At 53.6% G+C, this 19,923-nt stretch carries 16 protein-coding genes; 11 read left to right on the top strand and 5 right to left on the bottom strand.

All coding sequences use genetic code 11. The annotated features are described in order from the left end of the window. Nucleotides 1-2 precede the first annotated feature (2 nt). A complete protein-coding gene (gene mscL / locus NST23_RS07610) occupies nt 3-467 on the top strand; it encodes a large-conductance mechanosensitive channel protein MscL (protein ID WP_063228617.1) in 465 nt (154 codons plus the stop codon). 131 nt (nt 468-598) lie between these two features. Here mscL and NST23_RS07615 read toward each other — a convergent pair whose 3' ends face one another. The 4 genes from NST23_RS07615 to NST23_RS07630 form a co-directional block, all read right to left on the bottom strand. Beyond that, complete coding sequence (locus NST23_RS07615) at nt 599-1,300, bottom strand: YczE/YyaS/YitT family protein (RefSeq protein WP_173596160.1); 702 nt, start codon at nt 1,298-1,300, stop codon at nt 599-601. A gap of 268 nt (nt 1,301-1,568) precedes the next feature. Further along, on the bottom strand, nt 1,569-3,296 hold the full coding sequence (locus tag NST23_RS07620; protein WP_173596161.1) for an amidohydrolase family protein: 1,728 nt from the start codon (nt 3,294-3,296) through the stop codon (nt 1,569-1,571). 363 nt (nt 3,297-3,659) lie between these two features. After that, on the bottom strand, nt 3,660-4,637 hold the full coding sequence (locus tag NST23_RS07625; RefSeq protein ID WP_173596162.1) for a LacI family DNA-binding transcriptional regulator: 978 nt from the start codon (nt 4,635-4,637) through the stop codon (nt 3,660-3,662). Nucleotides 4,638-4,817: 180 nt separating this feature from the next. Beyond that, the gene (locus NST23_RS07630; RefSeq protein ID WP_173596279.1) at nt 4,818-5,588 is read right to left on the bottom strand and encodes a YheC/YheD family protein; all 771 of its coding nucleotides are present in this window, start codon (nt 5,586-5,588) and stop codon (nt 4,818-4,820) included. Nucleotides 5,589-5,769: 181 nt separating this feature from the next. On the opposite strand from NST23_RS07630, the gene NST23_RS07635 reads away from it, so the two are divergent. The 8 genes from NST23_RS07635 to NST23_RS07670 all read left to right on the top strand — a co-directional run bounded on the left by NST23_RS07635 (nt 5,770) and on the right by NST23_RS07670 (nt 16,171). Continuing rightward, on the top strand, nt 5,770-6,648 hold the full coding sequence (locus tag NST23_RS07635; RefSeq protein WP_173596163.1) for a helix-turn-helix transcriptional regulator: 879 nt from the start codon (nt 5,770-5,772) through the stop codon (nt 6,646-6,648). A 90-nt stretch (nt 6,649-6,738) separates the two neighbouring features. After that, on the top strand, nt 6,739-7,116 hold the full coding sequence (locus NST23_RS07640; RefSeq protein WP_173596164.1) for a VOC family protein: 378 nt from the start codon (nt 6,739-6,741) through the stop codon (nt 7,114-7,116). Nucleotides 7,117-7,349: 233 nt separating this feature from the next. Continuing rightward, nucleotides 7,350-9,296, top strand: coding sequence for a transporter substrate-binding domain-containing protein (locus tag NST23_RS07645; RefSeq protein ID WP_173596165.1), 1,947 nt, complete (start codon nt 7,350-7,352; stop codon nt 9,294-9,296). Beyond that, entirely contained in the window at nt 9,277-10,644 is a 1,368-nt protein-coding gene (locus NST23_RS07650) for a sigma-54-dependent transcriptional regulator (RefSeq protein ID WP_173596166.1), read from the top strand. The genes NST23_RS07645 and NST23_RS07650 overlap by 20 nt, the downstream gene beginning before the upstream one ends. Beyond that, the gene (locus tag NST23_RS07655) at nt 10,641-11,651 is read left to right on the top strand and encodes a TAXI family TRAP transporter solute-binding subunit (RefSeq protein WP_173596167.1); all 1,011 of its coding nucleotides are present in this window, start codon (nt 10,641-10,643) and stop codon (nt 11,649-11,651) included. The genes NST23_RS07650 and NST23_RS07655 overlap by 4 nt, the downstream gene beginning before the upstream one ends. 283 nt (nt 11,652-11,934) lie before the next feature. After that, nucleotides 11,935-13,254, top strand: a complete 1,320-nt coding sequence (locus tag NST23_RS07660; RefSeq protein ID WP_173596168.1) for an MFS transporter — start codon at nt 11,935-11,937, stop codon at nt 13,252-13,254. 210 nt (nt 13,255-13,464) lie between these two features. After that, nucleotides 13,465-14,880 (top strand): FAD-binding oxidoreductase, encoded by a 1,416-nt coding sequence (locus tag NST23_RS07665; protein WP_340963457.1) that lies wholly within the window; start codon nt 13,465-13,467, stop codon nt 14,878-14,880. Beyond that, nucleotides 14,873-16,171 (top strand): (Fe-S)-binding protein, encoded by a 1,299-nt coding sequence (locus NST23_RS07670; protein WP_340963459.1) that lies wholly within the window; start codon nt 14,873-14,875, stop codon nt 16,169-16,171. Before NST23_RS07665 ends, NST23_RS07670 begins: the two co-directional genes overlap by 8 nt. 85 nt (nt 16,172-16,256) lie before the next feature. Here NST23_RS07670 and ytvI read toward each other — a convergent pair whose 3' ends face one another. Next, nucleotides 16,257-17,288, bottom strand: a complete 1,032-nt coding sequence (gene ytvI / locus NST23_RS07675; RefSeq protein ID WP_122963059.1) for a sporulation integral membrane protein YtvI — start codon at nt 17,286-17,288, stop codon at nt 16,257-16,259. Between the two features lie 264 nt (nt 17,289-17,552). On the opposite strand from ytvI, the gene NST23_RS07680 reads away from it, so the two are divergent. Further along, nucleotides 17,553-18,827: a cation:dicarboxylate symporter family transporter gene (locus tag NST23_RS07680; RefSeq protein WP_122963060.1), complete on the top strand. Its 1,275-nt coding sequence runs from the start codon at nt 17,553-17,555 to the stop codon at nt 18,825-18,827. Between the two features lie 182 nt (nt 18,828-19,009). After that, on the top strand, nt 19,010-19,918 hold the full coding sequence (locus NST23_RS07685; protein WP_122963061.1) for an NUDIX hydrolase: 909 nt from the start codon (nt 19,010-19,012) through the stop codon (nt 19,916-19,918). Nucleotides 19,919-19,923: the final 5 nt, after the last annotated feature.

The raw sequence follows: 19,923 nt of genomic DNA on the forward strand, positions 1-19,923 counted from the left end.
GCATGTTAAAAGAATTTAAAGAGTTTGCTTTAAAAGGCAATGTACTGGATCTCGCTATCGGGGTCGTCATCGGGGGAGCCTTCGGAAAAATCGTGACCTCGCTCGTCAACGACATCATTACGCCGTTAATCGGTCTGTTGCTGGGCAAAGTTGACTTTACCAATCTGTTTATTACGTTGAGCGGCGGAGATTTCCCTACGCTGGCGGAAGCCAAAAAAGGCGGAGCAGCGACGCTGAACTACGGACTTTTCCTTAATTCTGTCATCGATTTTCTGATTATCGCCTTCTCGATCTTCATCGTGATCAAACAGCTGAACCGCTTCAAGCGCAAGCAGGAAGTCGTTCAGGCGCCGGTAACAACCAAGGAGTGCCCGCACTGCATCACGTCCATTCCGATCAAGGCAACCCGCTGCCCGCATTGCACCTCCATGCTGGACGGGAACAAAGCTGCACTGGCGCACGAGTAAGCGGGGGCGCAAGTCAAACGCGCAATCACACAATCACAACGATTATGGAAACGACAAAAGCAAGCCGACCAAAAGGAGCGGCTTGCTTTTGTTTTGTTTGCAACCGAATGTTTACCGTCAAAAGGATGCAGCTAGTTTTTGATAATGTTCGGATTTTGCGGGGCTTTTCCGGCCTGCGATTTTTTGTACAGGTGCGTGTACAGCTTGATGTATTGGCCGACGAGGATGGCGTTGATAATCGTACCTTCGCGGATGAACTTGATTTCGCCGAGGAACAGCAGGCCGATACATGCCGAGGCGACCAAAAGGGAGCAGTCGAATGCGGTCTTGATGTTCCCCCATTTCCACCCGGTTTTTTGGAACAGCGTATTGACGAACAAATCGACGGGAATCAGGACCAGGTTCGCCTGGAGCATGAGAAACAGTCCGAAGGCGAGAGCCGCGTCAGCGACAATCAGCAGCATGACTTTTGCCGCGTACAAATCCAGCTGGATGAAGCCGGTCAACAGCAAGTTCAGGTCGAGAAACAGGCTGAGGGCAAGCGCCGGGATCAATCCGGCAAAATACTTGAGCTGGAACGCCTTTGGCATGACGAGAAAGGCAAGCAAAAGCATGAGCAGCTCCAGCATGAAAGAATAAGTGCCTTGGGTCAAGTTTGGATAAATGACAGTGAGCGTCCGGGTAAGGCTGCTCTGCGGCGAAATACCGATTCCCGCCCGGATCGCCAGGCTGATGCCAAGAGTCAGGATATAAATGCCGACCAAGTAAATGATCCACCGTTTGGTCAAACTGCCCTTCAGTTGCAGTTCCGTCGAATCCCCGTGAGTGTGCATATACCAATCCCTCTTTCTAAAGAAGTTTTATGATGCTGACAGCAAACCACCAGGCGTGAAAATGGGGAGGGAAAGTAGCGCGAGCAGGATACGATACAGCGTGAGATAGCAAATGTTCCCCCGAAATGTGCGCAGGCATGGGGGAGATGAGGCTTTTTGAGAGATCATCCCCCCATACGTTAAAGCGCTTTCTTTTTTGTGAAAAGGATTCAGGCAAAAAGATTCCGATGATTCAGACAGTTAATGACAGTCTTGACGAGCTTTGCCATTATTCCATGAAGCGGAAGCGGTGCAGAGAGATAAACAGGCTGAGCAGCTTGTTTACAACAGGTTCGCCTTCGTTGCGGTTGCCCATCTCTTCCAGAGCGGCGTCGATGGCATCGGCGCTTTGCGTCAGTTCGCTGACAGTCATGTTCGCCATCACCCCGTAAATTTCCAGCGGCAGCACGCTTTTGTTGGTCTTGTTGTCGGTGACGATGCAAGCTCCGGAATACTTGTCCACTTCTTTGGCGCAATAGCACATTTCTTCGCTTTCTTGCCCGACGACGACGAAGTACGGGATCGGTGCTGGCCAGGAGGTTGCCACAGCGCCGTGTTCCACGTAAACGCCTTTGAACAAACCGTTGACAATATGGCGTTTGCCATCGGCATAGCGGCGAATGACAGACAGGCGGCTCAATTTTTCGCCTTCATGCTCCGCGACGACTTTGCCGTCTACTACAGGCACCCAGATTTCCTGATAAAACTTGGCATGGCCGCGGCCGTATACGTCAAACAGGTACACTTTGGCTTGTTGCCCGTCTTCGGACAGTTCCAGCGGCACGATGTCAAGCTGCTCCGGCGTCAAGTCGTCCAGCCCGGTGACGCCTTTTGTGCACATGGCGGAGTAGTCGATGTCGGCATTTTTCAACATTTTTCTGTCTTTGGCAATCAATTCCCCGTCCTTGAAGACGTACAGCGGGTTGATTTGCGACAAGCTATCTGTCAACACGATATCGGCAAAACGGCCTGGTGTCAAAGAGCCGATTTGATGATCCATGTTAAACGACTTCGCCGTGTTGTAGGAAGCCATTTTGATCGCCTTGATCGGATTGATGCCCATTTGGGTGCAGAGGGAGATGATCCAATCCATGTGTCCCATTTTCAGCAAGCGCTCAATCGAGATGTTGTCGGTGCAGAGCATGAAGTTTTCCGTCGGGAACTTGCGGTCGACGATGGAGCGGAGCAATGTTTTGATGACTTCGCTGCTGCCGACGCCAAATTTGATTTGGGTAGGGAAGCCGTAGCGGATGCTTTTTTCGATGTCGTCTCCGTTCCAGACGTCATGGTTGTTCGATACCCCGATGGCTGGCAAGTAGTTCAGCACCATGTCCGGCAGAGCGGTCAAGCCCCAGTGGCCATTCATGAAGCCGCCTTTGGCCCGCACCCACGCTGCTTTCTGGAAATCGTCCTCATCGCCTTTGCTGTAGGTGAAATGCTCGAACTCGCCCAAACCGATGACTGGCTCCATTCCCAGCACTTCTTTGGTCACCCAAGCTGCGGTCTTTTTGCCAGGCGCAAAAGCGTACAGGCGATACGGTAGCTTGTCGTAATCGCGGAACAAATTTTGCGCCGCGCGCACGCCATCTTCGCCAGCAGCACTGAGGAGGTCCAGACATTCTGCAAAAATCGTCGTCGTCCCGCAAGGCACCATCGCTTCCGCAAGCGCCGTCGGATGAGCGAGCTGCGATTCGAAGTGCAGGTGGGCATCGATCAAGCCTGGAATGGCATACAGTCCTTGACCGTCAAATACTTCTTTTACCTGGATGACCGATTCGTCTGGGTTGAGCGCAACGATTCGTTTGTCGTAAATCAAGAGGGAGCCATGGTAGACGGTTTCTCCGTGAACATCCAAAATGTTCAGGTTTTTCAGGAGCAGGTCGGCTTCCTTTTTCCCGTGCAAAATATCGAAGATCGCACGGACTTTTTCAAGGTGGTTGATTTCTGTTTGCTTCATGGCTGAGTTCTTCCTTTCCTTGGCAAAAATTTTATATAAGTAGAGCTAGGCTCTGCACTTATCGGGAGTAGGGTGATGACAGTCAGTTAATCGTTTAACTAAAAGGGAACAAACAGAGACTGGCTGCAAAGGGCGAAAAAAAGAGATTGGCTGCATGGGACGAAAATTTGCTTAGTTAAACGATTAACCAAGTGGGTGTAAAAAAGCAGCTTTCCATGCAAGCCCAAAAACGAAGGGAACTTCCAGTTAATCGTTTAACTAAAAGAGGAACGAAAGGCCAAAAGACGTGTGGTCCTTTTGCGGCCTGGTGACTGTTCTACCAACTGCGCTGCCAACTGTTCTACCAACTGTCGCGCCATCCAGTCACGCTGATTTTCGCACGACGATGCACGGCGCAAGCACAGTGACAGGTTCAAACTCTTCTTTGCGAATCTGGCTTAAAATCATTTCTGCGCTTTTGATCCCAAGCTCGCGGTTCTGCAAATCCACACATGTCAGCTCAGGGGTCGATATTTGCGACATCAAGGAATTGCCCAAGCTCAGCACAGCCATGTCTTCCGGAATCCGAATGTTGGCTTCAACGAGTGCTTTCGTCAAATAGACAGCGCTTAGCTCGTTCAGCACAAAAACGCCTTCGATGCTGTTTTCGACAAGAGTCGGAATGCAGTCTTTGACAAGCTCCAGCTCATCGGAGATTTCCAGGAGCAGTGGCTTCTCGTCGCTGTTCGTCGCCTGGCGATACCCTTCCAAAAATAGCGCGAGCAGCTGATCGGGCACTTTTTTGTGGACAAAAGCGAGCTTGTTTTTGCCGCTGGCTTGCAAATATTCGGTTCCTAGCTTGCTGGCCTGGACCAAATCGGGGTACAGCAGCGGGAAGCCTTCGAACGGCATGCAGCGATTGGCGTAGACGACGGGAATGTTCCAGTCGATGACGTTCTGGATGCTCTCGGAAAAGGAAGTGTCCGAGAACAAGCCGATGAAGATGATGCCCGCTACCATGTTTTCGCGCATGAGCTGGAGGATGGCTTCTTCCTGGAGGTTCAGGTTGTCGACTTCATAAATATAGAGATTGTAGTGATGCTTCCCCAAAGTTTGGCTGATGCCGGAGGTAATCTCGGAATAGTAAAGGTTGTTGATTTTCGGCAGGATGACAGCGATGTTGAACGTCTCCTTGCGCTTGAGCGATTTTGCCACCACGTTGCGCACGTAGCCGAGTTCTTTGATGGCGTGCAAAATGCGTTCCTCTGTTTCTTTTTTGATGACGATATCATCGTTCAAATATCGGGAGACGGTGCAGGCACTGACATTCGCATGCTTGGCAATGTCTTTTAAAGTAGCCATGGGAACCTCCTTGCCAAAGCTTAGTTAAACGTATCAGTTAATCGATTAACTTGTTCTGTTGAGAGAATAGTAGCATTGTGTTTGTGGAATTGCAAGAAAATTCTGTTGTTGTTTTTCGAAAAAAGCAAAGATAGAGAATCCAGAGGCGATCTGAAAGCTCTATCCCGAAAAATGGCCCGCTCACGCTTTTTTCTTTTTGCGCCTCACCCGGTTTTTGTACTGGTAGTGCAGCCGCTTGATGTTGTGGAAGTACGTTTTGTCCTTGAGCTTGGCAAAAAGCGCGTGCGACGGAAAGTCGTAGTTGACCTCGATGATCGAGAGCTGGCCTTGCTTGTCGATGGCAAAATCAACCCCGATTTGCGCGCTGTGGCGGTACTTGTTGAAGTGCGCACAGACGCGATGACTGACCTGGATGAGCTTCGCGACGATGGCTTTGACTTGTTCCGGCTCCACGGCTTTCGACTTCGTCAAGGCATACGGAACGGTAACCGCATATCCGCCGCCGCGGGCGACGTTCGTAATTATGCTGTCGCTGCCAGCCACCTTTGCCAGCATTCCGGCATACTGCCATTTCCCGAGGCCGTTTCGCATCATCATGACGCGTATATCGTACGGTCGTCCGTCCAGCTCCGCCAAGTCCAGCCCTTTTTGAATCACGTAGTTTTTTTCCGTGCATTGGCGAGCGAGCTGTTGCTTCAACTCGGACAAGGAGCCTGCCTGTACAGGCTCTCCGCGTTCTTTGACGAGCGAAAAGCCGTCTGCTGTTTTCCAGACGCGCATGATGCCTTTGCCCATGTGGGTTCTGGTCGGCTTGATATAAACCGTGCCGTACTTGCCGAGATAGTCTTCGAGAAGCGCAGGCTGGTAGAGCGACGTGGGGGGCAAATACGGGCGAACGTACGGGCTTTTGGAAAAGAACTGATGAAGACTCCATTTGGATGAGGAGATCAAATCGTGCACCTCGCCTTTCTCCAAAGATCAAAGTTCCATTCTTGCTAACATATACAACAAATTGGGAAAAAGTGAGCAGGAGTTGGGCCATCGTGGGGAAAATAGGTTCTAGAAGCAAAGAAGCCCGCTTCGCTTCGCAAAAGCCAGTGAAGCAGGCTCGCCAAAAGAACGGAGAAACACGATGAGACGATACCGACCTGTGCAGCCGCCGACCTTGCAAAAGCCGGACTGGCCTGACCGTTACCATTATCACGAATACTTGCCGAGCGAGCGTCTGGCGAACTATGTGGCTTGCTATTGGACGTCGCAGTTTCACGGGCAGAGCACGCCGCACTTGCACCGGGTCATACCGGATGGCTGCGTCGACATCATTTTCGATCTGCAAGCCGGGACGTTTGCCAGCGGAGCTTTTGTCACCGGGTTGATGACCTCCTATGAAGTCATGCCACTGGCAGGGCCGCAGTCGATGTTCGGCATTCGCTTTTTCGTGGAGGAGGCAGACCGTTTTTTCCGCTTTCCCGTAGCCGAAGTGAGTGCAGCCCATGTCTTTTTGCAAGATTTGTGGGGGATGGAGGCGCTTTGGGCTATGGAAAGAATTTTGGAGGCGGCGAATACGGCGGAGCGGATCGCCCGTGTCGAGCAAATGCTTATGCAGTGCCTGAACCGCGACAGGCCACCGACAAACTCGTTGCTGTTGACCAGCATGCAGTACATGTACGAGCAGCGCGGAACGCTGTCCATCGCGGCTTTGGCGGACAAAGTGGCGTACAGCGAAAGAAACGTGCGCAGGCTGTTCCAGCAAGCTTTTGGCGTGGGGCCGAAAGAGCTTATGCGCATCATTCAGTTCCAAAGCTTGCTGCAAATGCTGTCCCGCAATCAGGCGGTGCCTTTTGTAGAAGCGGCTTTGCAATGCGGCTATTACGATCAGTCGCACGTGATCAAAAGCTTTCGCAGCTTTTACGGCGAGCCGCCAAGCGGAGTTTTTGCCCAGCCCCAGCGTACAGGTGTGCAGGTGCAGCAATCGCCCGAAGCTGTCCGTTTTTTACAATCCGGCAACTAGGCTTGTCTGATATGGTTGAACAAGACCCCCGCTGACGCCTGGATCGCTCTGGCGGGAGAAGCTGTGAACAAGGACAGGAGGACATTAAACATGACAATCAAGCTCGATATGGTAGGAATTGTCGTACAGGATATGAAAAAAGCGCTGGACTTTTACCGCACGCTCGGACTTGCGATTCCAGAAGAGGCGAATGGGGAGCACCACGTAGAAGTGGCGCAGGATGGCGTCCGCTTGGCTTTTGACACGGTAGAGATCGCGAAAAGCGTCTACGGCGGTTGGGAGCCTGCCAGCGGCCACCGAATCGAGCTGGCCTTTTTATGCGAGGATGCCGCCGCTTTGGACGCTTTGTATGCAAAAATCGTCGAGCGCGGCTACGAAAGCCACCGCGAGCCGTGGGATGCCGTCTGGGGCCAGCGCTATGCGATCGTCAAAGACCCGGACGGAAACTTGATCAGCCTGTTCGTCTGAGATTCAGCGGCGTCCGGCATTCTGCGATCCGCCAGATGCAGAGGAAAGAAAAGCAAGCCGATTCTCCATGCCAAAAGGAGACTCGGCTTGTTTGGTTTTGGTTTTGGCTGTAACTGTAGTTTTGGCGTTCGGGCGCATGCATTCTTTTCAAGCATGCTTCCTTCGTCCATAATAAGCTTGTTGCATCAACCCGTCTGGACGGCACGAAGAGCAGGAGAAAGGAGGCGGGTTTTTTGCGCAGGTTCGCATGGCTCATCGCTTTATTCACCTTGGTTTGCTTGTTCGTACCAATCGCTCATACGAAAGCGCAGGAAGAGCGGCTCATCCGCGTCGGCTTTGACAAAAGCTTGCCGCCGCTGTCTTACGTGGATAAAAACGGGGAAGCAGCCGGGTTTGATATTGAACTGATTCGCAGCATGGACGCCTTGCATGGCTATCAGATCGAGTATGTTCCGCTCGAATGGGAGGATGCGGTCATCAAGCTGAGAGAAGGACAGCTGGACGTGGTTGTCGGGATGAAATACACGAGTACGCGCGATACGCAGTTCGACTTTAGCGACTCGTATTTGACCGCGGCGGACGCGTTCGTCATTCCGCAAGCGATGCGGGATATTGCGGCGATCAGCGACCTGCGGGGCAAAGTCGTGGCAATTCAGCGCGACGACGCAGGCGTGTCGCAATTGGAGAGCATTCGCGGCGGCAAAAGGCTGGCTGCGTTCAGTCAGACGGATGCGCTGGAGATGCTTTTTCTCGATCGGGCCGATGTGTTTTTGGGCAACCGCTGGACAGCCGAGTATATGCTGGAGAGAACGGGCAAGGGGAGCGACTACCGGATTCGCACGGGACTGATTCCGCCGTCCGACTATGCGTTTGCCGTCCGGGAAGGAAACTACGAGCTGGTGAACAAGCTCAATGCCGGACTGGCGCAACTGCACCGCAACGGCGTGTATGAACAGTTGTATTCGCGGTATTTGGAGCCGTACAGCGCACTGGCGATCGACTGGTGGCGAAAGCTGGTCTACGGGCTGCTCATCGTGATGGGCATCGTCATCGTCGTGTTGACGGGCAGTTTTTTGTGGAACAAAAGGCTGCAAAAAGCAGTTCGGAGGCAAACGGCAGCTTTGGCGGACAGCTTCGCTTTTCAGACGACGGTTCTCAACAGCGTAGACAACGGCATCTTGTCGTTCGACCAGGAAGGCAAAATTACACTGATCAACCATGCGGCACAAAAATGGTTGGGGAACATGGACAAGCCGGAAGCCGCGTCTGTGATGGATTGCCTGCCGGAGCTGCCCGTCCGGGAGCTTTTGCAGATACAGGATGCCCGCGTGCTGGAAGGCGAGCTGCACTTGGGGGATGGCACGGGTCGGATTGTGCAATACTACCTCGCTACTTTGACGAACGGGGCTGGACAGAGAACGGGCGGGATACTCTGCTTGCAGGATCGGACGGAGCAGAAGCATTTGCAGGCCCGCTTGATTGCCCAGGAAAAAATGCGCGCGCTGGGCGAACTGGTCGCGGGCATTGCTCACGAAATCCGCAATCCGCTCACCGCGATCAAAACGTTTGCCGAGCTTTTGCCGAAGAAGCTGAATGACGAACGCTTCCGCGCACAGCTTGTGGAGCACGTTCCCGAAGAAGTGGCGCGCATGAACCGCATCATCGAAGACTTGCTCGATTACTCCCGGGAAAAGCCGTTGCAGCGCAAGTGGGAAAATCTGCTGGAGATTGTGCAATCCGTGCAGGGACTTTTTGCCAAGCGGCTGGAGAGCGAGCGGATCGAGCCAAAGCTTGACCCTACGCTCGATGTGGACGTGCTTGTCGATCGGGACCGGATCAAGCAAGTGCTGATCAATCTGTTGCTGAATGCCAGCGAAGCGATGGCGCAACAATCTGCTGACAAGCAATTGACGTTTCGCGTACTGCCCGGAGAAGCTCGGGCGGTGTGCCTGGCGATTTCCGATACCGGGCCGGGCATGAGCGAACAGGACAGGCTGCATTTGTTCCAGCCTTTTTTCACGACGAAAAGCCAAGGAATCGGACTAGGCTTGTACCTCAGTCAAAAAATCATGCACGACCACGGGGGAGAAATTACCGTGCAGAGCACAGAAGGAGCGGGAACGACGTTCTACCTGCATTTTGCGAAAGGAGAGACTGGCGATGAACATCTTGATCATTGATGATGAACGGGCGATCTGTTCGTCGCTTTCCTTTGCCCTGGATGACGAGTATCGGGTGTTCACTGCCTCCGGGCCAGAGGAAAGCTTGCAGTTGTTGGAACAGGAGCCGATCGACGGCATTCTGCTCGATTTGAACTTGCGCGGGACGAGCGGGATCGAGCTTTTGCGCCAGATCAAGGAAAAGCAGCCGGACGCAGTCGTCATCATGATGACTGCCTACGGCTCCATCGAGTCGTCCGTCGAGGCGATGAAAGCAGGTGCCTACCATTACTTGACCAAGCCGCTCAATTTGGAGGAGGTCAGGCTGCTGCTCGGCAAAGCGCTCGCTTTTCAGCAGCTGCATCGCCAGGTTCAGGTGCTGAGTCAGGCTGTCCGCCAGCAGGAAACGTACGCGGGGATCATCGGCAAGAGCCATGCCATGCAGAAAGTGTTTCAACTGGTGGAAAAGGTCAAGGACATCAATTCGCATGTGCTGATTAGCGGAGAAAGCGGGACGGGAAAAGAGCTGGTCGCCCGGGCGATCCATTATCAAGGCGACAGGCAAAAGCGCGCCTTTTCCGTCATCAACTGCGCGGCTATCCCTGAGTTGCTGTTGGAAAGCGAACTGTTCGGGCATGAAAAAGGGGCGTTTACCGGAGCGTACGCGCGGCAGCAAGGTCTGTTTGAGCGCTCGGATGGCGGCACGATTTTTCTCGATGAAATCGGCGAGATGCCGCTCGCCCTGCAAGCCAAAATTTTGCGCGTCATTCAGGAAAAGGTGGTCACGCCGATCGGCTCGCAGCAGTCCAAGGAAGTCGACGTGCGAATCATCTCCGCAACGAACCGTCAGTTGCAGGACGAAGTGGCAAAAGGAACGTTTCGCGAAGATTTGTACTACCGGCTGAACGTGATTCCGATTCATCTGCCGCCATTGCGAGAGCGCAAGGAAGACGTGCCGCTGCTCGTGGAGCACTTTTTGGCCTTGTATTCGGCGAATATGGGGGTCAGGACGAAAACGCTCAGTCCGGAGGCCAAGCGAAAGCTGTATGACTATGCATACCCTGGCAACGTGCGGGAGCTGTCCAACATCCTCGAATATGCGGTTGCCCTATCGGAAAAGGAAGTGATCGGGCCGCATGACTTGCCGGAAGCAGTGCGCGAAAAGCGGAGCAGCAGCCAGGCGCAAGCAGCAGAAGAACAAGCGCTGTTGATACCGCCAGGATTGACTTTGGCAGAAGCAGAGCGGATGTACATTTTGTATACGCTGGACAATAACAACGGGCATCGGTTGAACACGGCCAAGCAGCTTGCGATCAGCGAACGGGGCTTGCGCGAGAAGCTGAAGCAATACGGGAGAGGCGCGCAATGAGGCAGGCTCGCGCATGGATTGCCGTGACGGCTGTCGTTGTTGGATTGGCGCTTTTGGCAAGCGCTGGCGGGTGCGCTCCGAAGCCGGAGTCGGCCCAGCCTGTTCCCGGCGAAGAACAAGCGCTGCTGACGATCGCAACGGGCGGCGCGTCAGGTCCGTACGACGTCATCGGGGGAGCGTTGGCTAAAGTGTATCAAACGAAGCTCGGCTATCATACGGCGGTCCGTTCCTCTGACGGCTCTGTGGAAAACGTGCGCCTGCTGGAGAGCGGAAAAGCCGATTTGGCCTTTGCGATGTCAGATGTCGCTTCGTTCGCGCTCGGCGGGCTGGAGAGCTTCCAGTCAAGCGGGCCGGTTGCGCGCATGAAGTCGGTGGCCGGGCTGTATTTGAACTACGTGCAAATCGTGACGAAAAAAGACCGGGACATTCATTCCGTGTACGATCTGAAAGGCAAGCGGGTAGGCGTAGGTGCGCCGAACAGCGGCGTCGAGGTCAACGCGCGGATGATTTTAAACGAGCACGGCATTACGTACAACGATCTGCGGCCGGAGTATTTGTCTTACTCGGAGGCGATCGAGCAGTTGAAAACCAACGCGATTGACGCAGCCTTCGTCACGTCCGGCTTGCCCAACACGGCTGTGCTCGCGCTGCAATCCACCGATGAGGTGCAAATCGTCCCGATCTTTCCCGAGCATATCGAAAAGCTGACCAAACGGTTTGCCTTTTTCGAAAAAGCCCAGCTTCCGCCTGGCGTCTACCAAAACGAAAAAGCGATCCCGACGGTTGCGATCCGCAATATTCTTTTGGTTCGCTCCGATTTGCCCAACGAACAAGTGTATCGGCTGACGAAAGCCTTTTTCGAAAATCTGGGCGCCTTGCAACATGCCCATGAAGCCGCGAAGCAAATCGACAGGCAAAAAGCGGGCGAAAACCTGGTCGTTCCGCTTCATCCGGGAGCAGCCTTGTACTACGCGGAGCTGGCCCGAGCGAAGGAGCCACAGCCGTAAAGGAAAAAAAGTACGCGTCATGTTACCGACCCGGCAAAAAATTCCGCCTCAACCGGAGTTTTTTGCCGGGTTTTTGTGTGGGCCAAGAAAAATGCTGATGGACGCAGGCGGCTGATTTGCTAGACGAAACATTTTGGCAGATCGGAAAATTCCATGGATAGCGCGCGCTCAGAATCGTTTGCCTGTGACCTGCCAGCAGTTTGCGACTGGTTTGGCATGCAACTTGCTTTTGTATATTCGCGAATGATTTTTGAAACCGATTACATTTGGAGGAGGAAGAAAAGTGAGTCAAGCAAACGATCGCGCCAATTCGCGACGCATCACGGGCAACATTTTCAAAGGTTCGATCGGAAACCTGATTGAATGGTACGACTGGTATGTGTATTCCGCATTCGCAGTGTACTTCTCGTCCGAGTTTTTCCCGAAAGGTGATCCGACCAGCCAACTGCTCAACACCGCAGCGATTTTTGCCATCGGCTTTTTAATGCGTCCTATCGGAAGCTTGCTGATGGGGCGTTACGCCGACCGTCACGGCAGACGCGCAGCATTGACGCTGTCCATTACGGTGATGGCCAGCGGTTCCCTGATTATCGCCTTGACGCCAGGCTATAGCACGATTGGCATTTATGCGCCTATTATTCTCGTTCTCGCGCGCCTGCTGCAAGGTTTGTCACTGGGTGGAGAATACGGAACTTCCGCTACTTATTTGTCAGAGATGGCGAGCAGCGGACGCCGCGGCTTCTACTCCAGCTTCCAGTACGTTACGTTAATCGCCGGACAGTTGCTTGCCCTCGGGGTGCAAATCGTCCTTCAGCAAGTTCTCAGCGAAGCGGACATGCATGCATGGGGCTGGCGCATTCCGTTCGTGATCGGGGCGCTTGGAGCTTTGGCTGTCCTCTGGCTGCGCCGCTCGATGGATGAGTCGGAGCAATTTTCGAAAATGGAGAAGAAGAGCAAGGAAAGCGCGGGTACCCTTCGCGCGCTGATGAAGCATCCGAAGGCTGTGCTGACCGTCGTCGGACTGACGCTCGGCGGAACGATTGCTTTCAACACGTACACGACGTATTTGCAAAAGTTCATGGTCAATACCGTGGGGCTTCCGAAAGAAACGGTAAGCTGGATCAACTTCACGGCGTTGCTCGTCTTCGTCGTGCTGCAACCGATTGCCGGAATGCTGTCTGACCGGATCGGCCGTCGTCCGCTCCTGATGGGATTCGGTATTTTGGGAACGCTGTTTACGGTGCCGATGTTCCTGTTGATGGAGCAAACAAAAAGTCCGATGGTTGCCTTCGTCTTGATGCTGACAGGGCTGATCATCGTCACTGGCTACACTTCGATCAACGCGATTGTGAAAGCCGAGCTGTTCCCGACGGAAATTCGCGCATTGGGCGTAGGCTTCCCGTATGCGATCACGGTTGCCGTCTTCGGGGGAACGGCTGAATTTATCGCCCTCGGCTTGAAAAACATCGGCTCTGAATCGCTCTTCTACTACTATGTCGCCGGCTGTATTGCGATCAGCCTGATTACGTACTGGCGCATGGGCGAAACATCCAGCGCTTCCCGGATCGAGGCTGAGCTGGATGACCAGAAGAACGCAAGCTAACGAGGTGTACACAGAAAAAAGGCGCGTATTGCGTCTTTTTTTGTTTGGGGTGAAAAAATACTTTGAAACAAAATTTACTTAAAACGATTTGACTAACGTAATTTCATTACATAAAATGAAAACGAATGATAAAGAGCGAATATTTGAACGATTGATGGATGGATGGATGGATGGATGCAGAAAGGGATTGCCGGAAGGGAGAGATTTTGGATGTTGCCTGCACCGATTCGCGCACAGCTTCGGGCCACTGTCGGCGAGAAACATTGCCTGGACAGCCAGGAAGCGCTTGTAGCCTATTCGTATGACGCGACTCCTATGCAACAAGCTTTGCCCGATGCCGTAGTCATGCCGGGGAGCACCGCAGAAGTTCAGGAGGTGATGCGGCTATGCGCCTCGGCACGGATTCCCGTCGTGACACGCGGCGCTGGCTCCAACTTGTGCGGCGGGACGATTCCGCTGGGAGGCGGCATTGTGCTGGTGCTCAACCGCATGAATCAAATCGTGGAGATCGACGAGCAAAACTTGACGATTACGGTTCAGCCGGGAGTACGGACAGTCGACATTCATCAGGCGGTGGAAGCGCGCGGACTGTTTTATCCGCCCGATCCGGGGAGCATGGTCATTTCGACCATTGGCGGGAATATTGCGCTCAATTCGGGCGGACTGCGCGGTTTGAAGTACGGCACGACCAAAGATTACGTATTGGGACTGGAAGCGGTGCTGCCGAGCGGAGAGATGATTCGCACCGGAGGAAAGCTGATGAAGGACGTAGCGGGCTACGATCTGACGAAGCTTCTGGTAGGCAGCGAAGGGACGCTGGCGATCATCACGGAGGCGATTTTGAAGCTGATTCCCAAGCCGCAGACGCAGCGGGTCATGCTGGCGATGTACGCGGATATGGCGCAGGCGGCGAAGTCGGTGTCGGACATTATCGCCAACCGGATCATTCCCGGCACGCTGGAGTTTCTCGATCAGGGCACGATTCGCGTCGTCGAGGAGTTCAAAAAGATCGGGCTTCCTACAGACGTGGCGGCCATTTTGCTGATCGGACAAGATGGCGACCCGCTGACGGTCGATCAGGATATGGACAAAATTGCTGCGATCTGCCAAAAAAACGCTGCGGTACAAATCAAAGTGGCGACGACAGCGGAAGAAGCGGACGAAGTCATGACGGCGAGGCGGAGTGCGCTTGCCGCCCTGTCCAGAATGCGGCCGACGACGATTTTGGAGGATGCGACTGTGCCGCGCGCAGCCATCGCTCCGATGGTCGCCGCCATCCAGGAAATCGCCAGCCGCTACGGGCTGCAAATCTGCACCTTTGGCCACGCGGGAGACGGCAATTTGCATCCGACCTGTATGACCGATGCCCGGAATACGGAGGAAATCGAGCGCGTGGAGCACGCTTTTGAAGAAATATTCGCCGCAGCGATCGAGCTGGGCGGGACGATTACCGGAGAGCACGGCGTCGGAATCGTCAAAGCGCCCTATCTGGAATGGAAAGCAGGGGCTGCCGGAATGGAAGTGATGAAGGGAATCAAGCAAGCTTTTGACCCAAATCATTTGCTGAATCCGGGAAAGATGTTCGCCAAAGAGTCGCGCCAGAGAGTGGTGGTGCAGCGTGCTTAAAGAAGCGCTCGTCAAAAAGCTGGATTACGAGGAATTGTCCAATTGCATGCGCTGCGGCTTTTGTCAGCCAGCTTGTCCGACGTTTCGCGAGACAGGCTATGAGGCGGCATCTCCGCGCGGCCGGATAGCCCTGATGAAAGCGGTGGCAGACGGCGTCATGGAACCGGACAAAGACTTTGTCGACCAGATGAATTTGTGCCTGGGCTGCCGGGCGTGCGAGCCAGTTTGTCCGGCTGGCGTGTCTTATGGACAGCTGATCGAGCAGACGCGGGAGGCGATCGAGGACGTACAGCAGCACCCGTGGTGGATCAAAGCCGTGCGCAAGCTCGCTTTTGTGCATTTGTTTCCCGAGCAAAAGCGGCTGCGACAGCTCGGCCGACTGCTGCGCTTTTACCAACGCTCCGGGCTGCAAAAGGCAGTGCGCAAGCTGGGCTTGCTGTTCTGGCTGCCCCGGCACTTGCGGGAGATGGAAGCGATCATGCCGGAAGCAGCCGCGCGCAGTCTCGCGGACGAATGGCAAGCTGCGGTCATCCCGGCCGTTGGGGAACGCAAGTATCGGGTCGGGATGTTTTCCGGCTGTATTATGGATGTGCTGTTTCAGGAGACGAACCGAAATACGGTGCGCTTGCTCGCCGAAGCGGGCTGCGAGGTTGTCATCGTGCCCGGTCAGGTTTGCTGTGGCGCGCTCCATGCCCATAGCGGAGAGCGCGGCATCGCCCGCAAGCTGGCGCGGACCAATGTAGCGGTCTTTCACGCAGCGAATGTGGACATGATCATTTCCAATGCGGGCGGGTGCGGCGCCATGCTGAAAGAGTACGACCATTTGCTGGCGGACGACGCGGAGGTGCGCGAGCAGGCTGACTGGTTTGCGGCGCGAGTCAAAGACATCAGCGAGGTGTTGGGCGAGCAAATGGATGCGCAAACATGGCAGTCCTTGCCGCAGCGAATCACCTATCAGTCTTCCTGTCACCTGCGCAACGGGATGAAGGTGAGCAACGAACCTGTCCAACTGCTGAAAGCGATCCCCGGTGCAACGTATGTCCCGCTGTTTGAAGGGGAGCGCTGCTGCGGCTCGGCAGGCATCTACAACTTGCTCCAGCCCGAGATGGCTTCCGGTTTGCTGGATGAAAAAATGGGGCACGTCGCAAAGACGCAAGCGGACATTCTCGTCACCTCGAATCCGGGCTGCCTGCTTCAGATGAAGGCCGGGATTCACCGCGCCGGATTGGACGGGCGCATGGAAGCTGTACATCTCGTCGATCTGTTGGCCCGCGTCTCCCCCAAGGAATAAGAAAACCGTCTGGATTGTCCAGGCGGTTTTTTGCTGTTGCTTCATATAGACGTCCAACGCTGCATGAACGGCGCGGCCTGCGTTTTTAAAAATCAATTTTGAAGTTCAAAAAGCCCGCCTTGCGCAAGGCTTCGTAAATGATCACCAGCGCAGGGCCGATAATCAGCCCGAAAAATCCCATGACCTGAAAACCGAGGAAGAGGCTGACGAGAGCCGCCAGGGCGCTGATCCCGAGGTTGGAAGCGAGAACTTTCGGCTCGATAATGCGCCGGACAACGGTAATGACGAGGAACAGGATAATCAGCCCGATCCCCAGGCGGGCATTTCCGGTCAAAAAGTTGTAGACCGCCCACGGAACGAGAAAAGAACCTGTTCCGAGAATGGGCAAAATATCGACGAGTACGATCAGCAAAGCGACGACAGCCGCGTATTTTACGTGCAAGATGAGCAGCCCCAAAAACGAAAGCAAAAACGTCAGGAGACTGAGGATGATTTGTGCGCGCAAAAATCCGACGGTGGCGCGGTTCAACTGGGAAAAGACAACATTGACCTTTTCTCTGGCCGACACGGTGAACATCCGCAGGAAGCCAGCCCGCAGCCTTGGCAGATCCAGACTGATCAGGAACAGCGCGACCAGGTAAATGATCGTGCTGATCAAAAAGCCGGGGATGATCGCAACGGCTCCGAGAATCGCTCTGGCGACGCCTGACGCGCTCGTGATCGCCCAGTTTTTCAATCCGGCAAAGACGCTCTGGATTTGCACGACCGTGTCTGCCGGCAAAGTAGCGTAGTAGCTTTCCCAGCTCAACAGGTACGATTCCACCAGCTCGAACAAGTGCTGGGAAAAGCCCGGCAACCGCTGGGCCAAATCAATCCCTTGAATGACGATCTGCGTGGCGATCCAGTACAAAATGATGCCAAAGGAGACGAGAAAAAGCAAAAAGGAGACGCTGACGGCGCCCATCCGGTTCATTTTGACCCGACGGATGAGGAACAAAACAAGCGGCTCAAGCAAAATCGCGGTCAAAAGCGCGAGCAGAAACGGGACAGAGTATGGCAATAGAAATAGTGCAACGGCCAACAGCAAGCCCAGAAGCAACATTTTCCGAATTGTCATGAAAGTGCTCCATTCATGTTTAATGAGTCCAGCGTATTACGGTAGGCTTATTTTAGCATTTTTGCCGAACCGAGCACAATCTGCCCGCTAATTGCGGAAAAAGAACTGGTTGTCAAAAAATAAAGAGAAATAAAAAGAATAGAAAAAAACAGGGTAGCCAAAAAAACATGATATGATTCTCATCTATATAACACTTCGTTTCAGACGGATGTGTATATAGTGTGACAAACCATTCTTTTCAAACTATACTAGCGAGGTGTCAGAATGAAGCGGTTTGGGTTAGCGATTCAAATTGTCCTCGGACTCATTCTGGGTATCCTGGTGGGTGCCATCTTCTATGGCAACCCGGCAGTGGCGACCTATTTGCAGCCTATTGGCGATGTATTTTTGCGGCTGATCAAAATGATTGTCGTTCCGATTGTCATTGCCACTCTGATCGTTGGGGTAGCGGGAGTCGGAGACATCAAGAAGCTCGGTAAAATCGGCGGAAAAACCATCCTCTATTTTGAAATCGTTACCACGATTGCCATTGTGGTCGGTCTTTTGGCCGCCAACCTGTTCCAGCCGGGTGTGGGCGTCGACATGTCCCATCTGACGAAAACAGACATTCATACGTATGTTGAGACAGCGGAAACGACGCAAAGTCACAGCATGATTGACACATTCGTAAATATCGTTCCGAAAAACATATTCGATGCCATTGTCCGCGGAGACATGTTGGCCATTATTTTCTTCTCTGTCTTGTTTGGACTTGGTGTTGCCGCTGCCGGGGATAAAGGAAAGCCCGTGCTCGCCTTCTTCCAGGGAGTTGCCGATGCGATGTTCTGGGTTGTAAACGCGATCATGCGCTTTGCCCCATTCGGTGTATTCGCCCTGATCGGGGTGACGGTATCCAAGTTTGGCTTGTCGTCCCTTGTTCCATTGGGAAAACTGGTCATCCTCGTTCACCTGGCGATGCTGTTCTTCATCCTCGTCGTACTGGGAACGATCGCCCGCATCAGCGGAGTCAAGATCACGTCGATTCTTCGCATTTTGAAGGACGAGCTGTTGCTGGCCTACTCCACGTCCAGTTCGGAGACGGTACTGCCGAAGATCATGGAAAAGATGGAGAAAATGGGCTGTCCAAAGGCGATTACTTCCTTTGTCGTTCCGACGGGCTACTCCTTCAACTTGGATGGCTCGACCTTGTACCAGGCACTGGCTGCTTTGTTCATTGCCCAAATGTACGGCATTGATATGCCGATCAGCGCTCAAATTACGCTGATGCTTGTGCTCATGGTAACTTCCAAAGGGATTGCCGGTGTTCCAGGCGTATCGTTTGTCGTATTGCTTGCGACTCTCGGTTCCGTAGGGATTCCGCTGGAAGGACTCGCCTTTATCGCTGGTGTCGACCGACTGCTGGACATGGCTCGCACCGTCGTCAACGTGGTAGGAAACGCGTTGGCTGCTGTCGTCATCTCCCGTTGGGAAGGCCAGTTTGACCAACAAAAAGCAGAGCAGTACATTCAAGAAGTGAAAGCCGAAGCAAGAGCGGCTTAACCATCGAAACATACGAAAGCCTCCTGTTAGGATGTCCTGACAGGGGGCTTTTTGCTGTTGTTTTTGCTTGACACCAAAAACAGGAAGCAGTAATATGATGAAAACAAATTGATAATAACATTTTGTTAATAACAAAACGTGCGTAACAATAAGCGATTTTTTACAGAGGTGATTTTATTTCCATGACCGATAAACCGCTTGTCAATAAAAGAGGTCAGACCGAGCAGGAGTATTTGCGCACGTACGATGCCAGCCAGTTCGAGCGGCCGTCCGTGACAGTCGATATGCTTATTTTCACCGTAGTGGACGAACAGGAAGAAAACTACCGCAAGCTCTCGCCCAAATCGTTGCAAATCTTGCTCGTGAAGCGCGGAGAACATCCGTTTTTGGGCCAATGGGCGCTGCCGGGCGGGTTTGTCTCGCCGCGCGAAAGTTTGGAGGATGCGGCCAAGCGCGAGTTGTTTACGGAAACGAACATCCAGAACATTTACCTGGAACAGCTGTACACGTGGGGAGACGTCGGGCGTGATCCGCGCATGCGAGTCATCAGCACTTCCTACATGGCTTTGGTCGATAGCTCGACTCTCAGTTTGCAGGCAGGGGATGACGCGGACGAGGCAGAGTGGTTTCGCATCGAGGACAAGTGGCTGAAGGAAACGAAAACGGCGACAGAGAACGGCACGGTGACAGAAAAATGGCTGGAGCTGCGGCTGGTCAATGCCAAGGAAGAACTGTCTGCCACGATCAAGATTACGAAGACGATCGCCAACCGGATCGTGCAGGAGAAGCGCGAGATTGTGGACGCTGGCAATATCGCGTTCGATCACGCCAAGCTGATCCAGTACGCGCTGGAGCGGCTACGCGGCAAGATTGAATACACCGATATCGCGTTTGCCTTGATGCCGGAGCTGTTTACGTTGAGCGAGCTGCAACAGGTGTATGAAGTCATTTTGGGCAAGGAGCTGCTCGCAGCGGCATTTCGCCGGAAGGTGGCAGACAAAGTGCTGGAAACGAACCAATACAGAAAACATGCCGGACACCGTCCATCCAAATACTATCGCTTCAACCCGGAGTGGATGGAACAGTCATAGGCGCA

Source organism: Brevibacillus sp. FSL K6-0770 (assembly GCF_038000275.1).
Lineage (GTDB): Bacteria > Bacillota > Bacilli > Brevibacillales > Brevibacillaceae > Brevibacillus > Brevibacillus parabrevis.

Excerpts from the sequence above, each read along its gene's own strand:
- NST23_RS07635 (WP_173596163.1), top strand. The coding sequence starts at position 5,770 with ATGAGACGATACCGACCTGTGCAGCCGCCGACCTTGCAAAAGCCGGAC.
- NST23_RS07685 (WP_122963061.1), top strand. The coding sequence starts at position 19,010 with ATGACCGATAAACCGCTTGTCAATAAAAGAGGTCAGACCGAGCAGGAG.
- mscL (WP_063228617.1), top strand. The coding sequence starts at position 3 with ATGTTAAAAGAATTTAAAGAGTTTGCTTTAAAAGGCAATGTACTGGAT.
- NST23_RS07615 (WP_173596160.1), bottom strand. The coding sequence starts at position 1,300 with ATGCACACTCACGGGGATTCGACGGAACTGCAACTGAAGGGCAGTTTG.
- NST23_RS07655 (WP_173596167.1), top strand. The coding sequence starts at position 10,641 with ATGAGGCAGGCTCGCGCATGGATTGCCGTGACGGCTGTCGTTGTTGGA.
- NST23_RS07640 (WP_173596164.1), top strand. The coding sequence starts at position 6,739 with ATGACAATCAAGCTCGATATGGTAGGAATTGTCGTACAGGATATGAAA.
- NST23_RS07620 (WP_173596161.1), bottom strand. The coding sequence starts at position 3,296 with ATGAAGCAAACAGAAATCAACCACCTTGAAAAAGTCCGTGCGATCTTC.
- ytvI (WP_122963059.1), bottom strand. The coding sequence starts at position 17,288 with ATGACAATTCGGAAAATGTTGCTTCTGGGCTTGCTGTTGGCCGTTGCA.
- NST23_RS07625 (WP_173596162.1), bottom strand. The coding sequence starts at position 4,637 with ATGGCTACTTTAAAAGACATTGCCAAGCATGCGAATGTCAGTGCCTGC.
- NST23_RS07665 (WP_340963457.1), top strand. The coding sequence starts at position 13,465 with ATGTTGCCTGCACCGATTCGCGCACAGCTTCGGGCCACTGTCGGCGAG.
- NST23_RS07650 (WP_173596166.1), top strand. The coding sequence starts at position 9,277 with ATGAACATCTTGATCATTGATGATGAACGGGCGATCTGTTCGTCGCTT.
- NST23_RS07680 (WP_122963060.1), top strand. The coding sequence starts at position 17,553 with ATGAAGCGGTTTGGGTTAGCGATTCAAATTGTCCTCGGACTCATTCTG.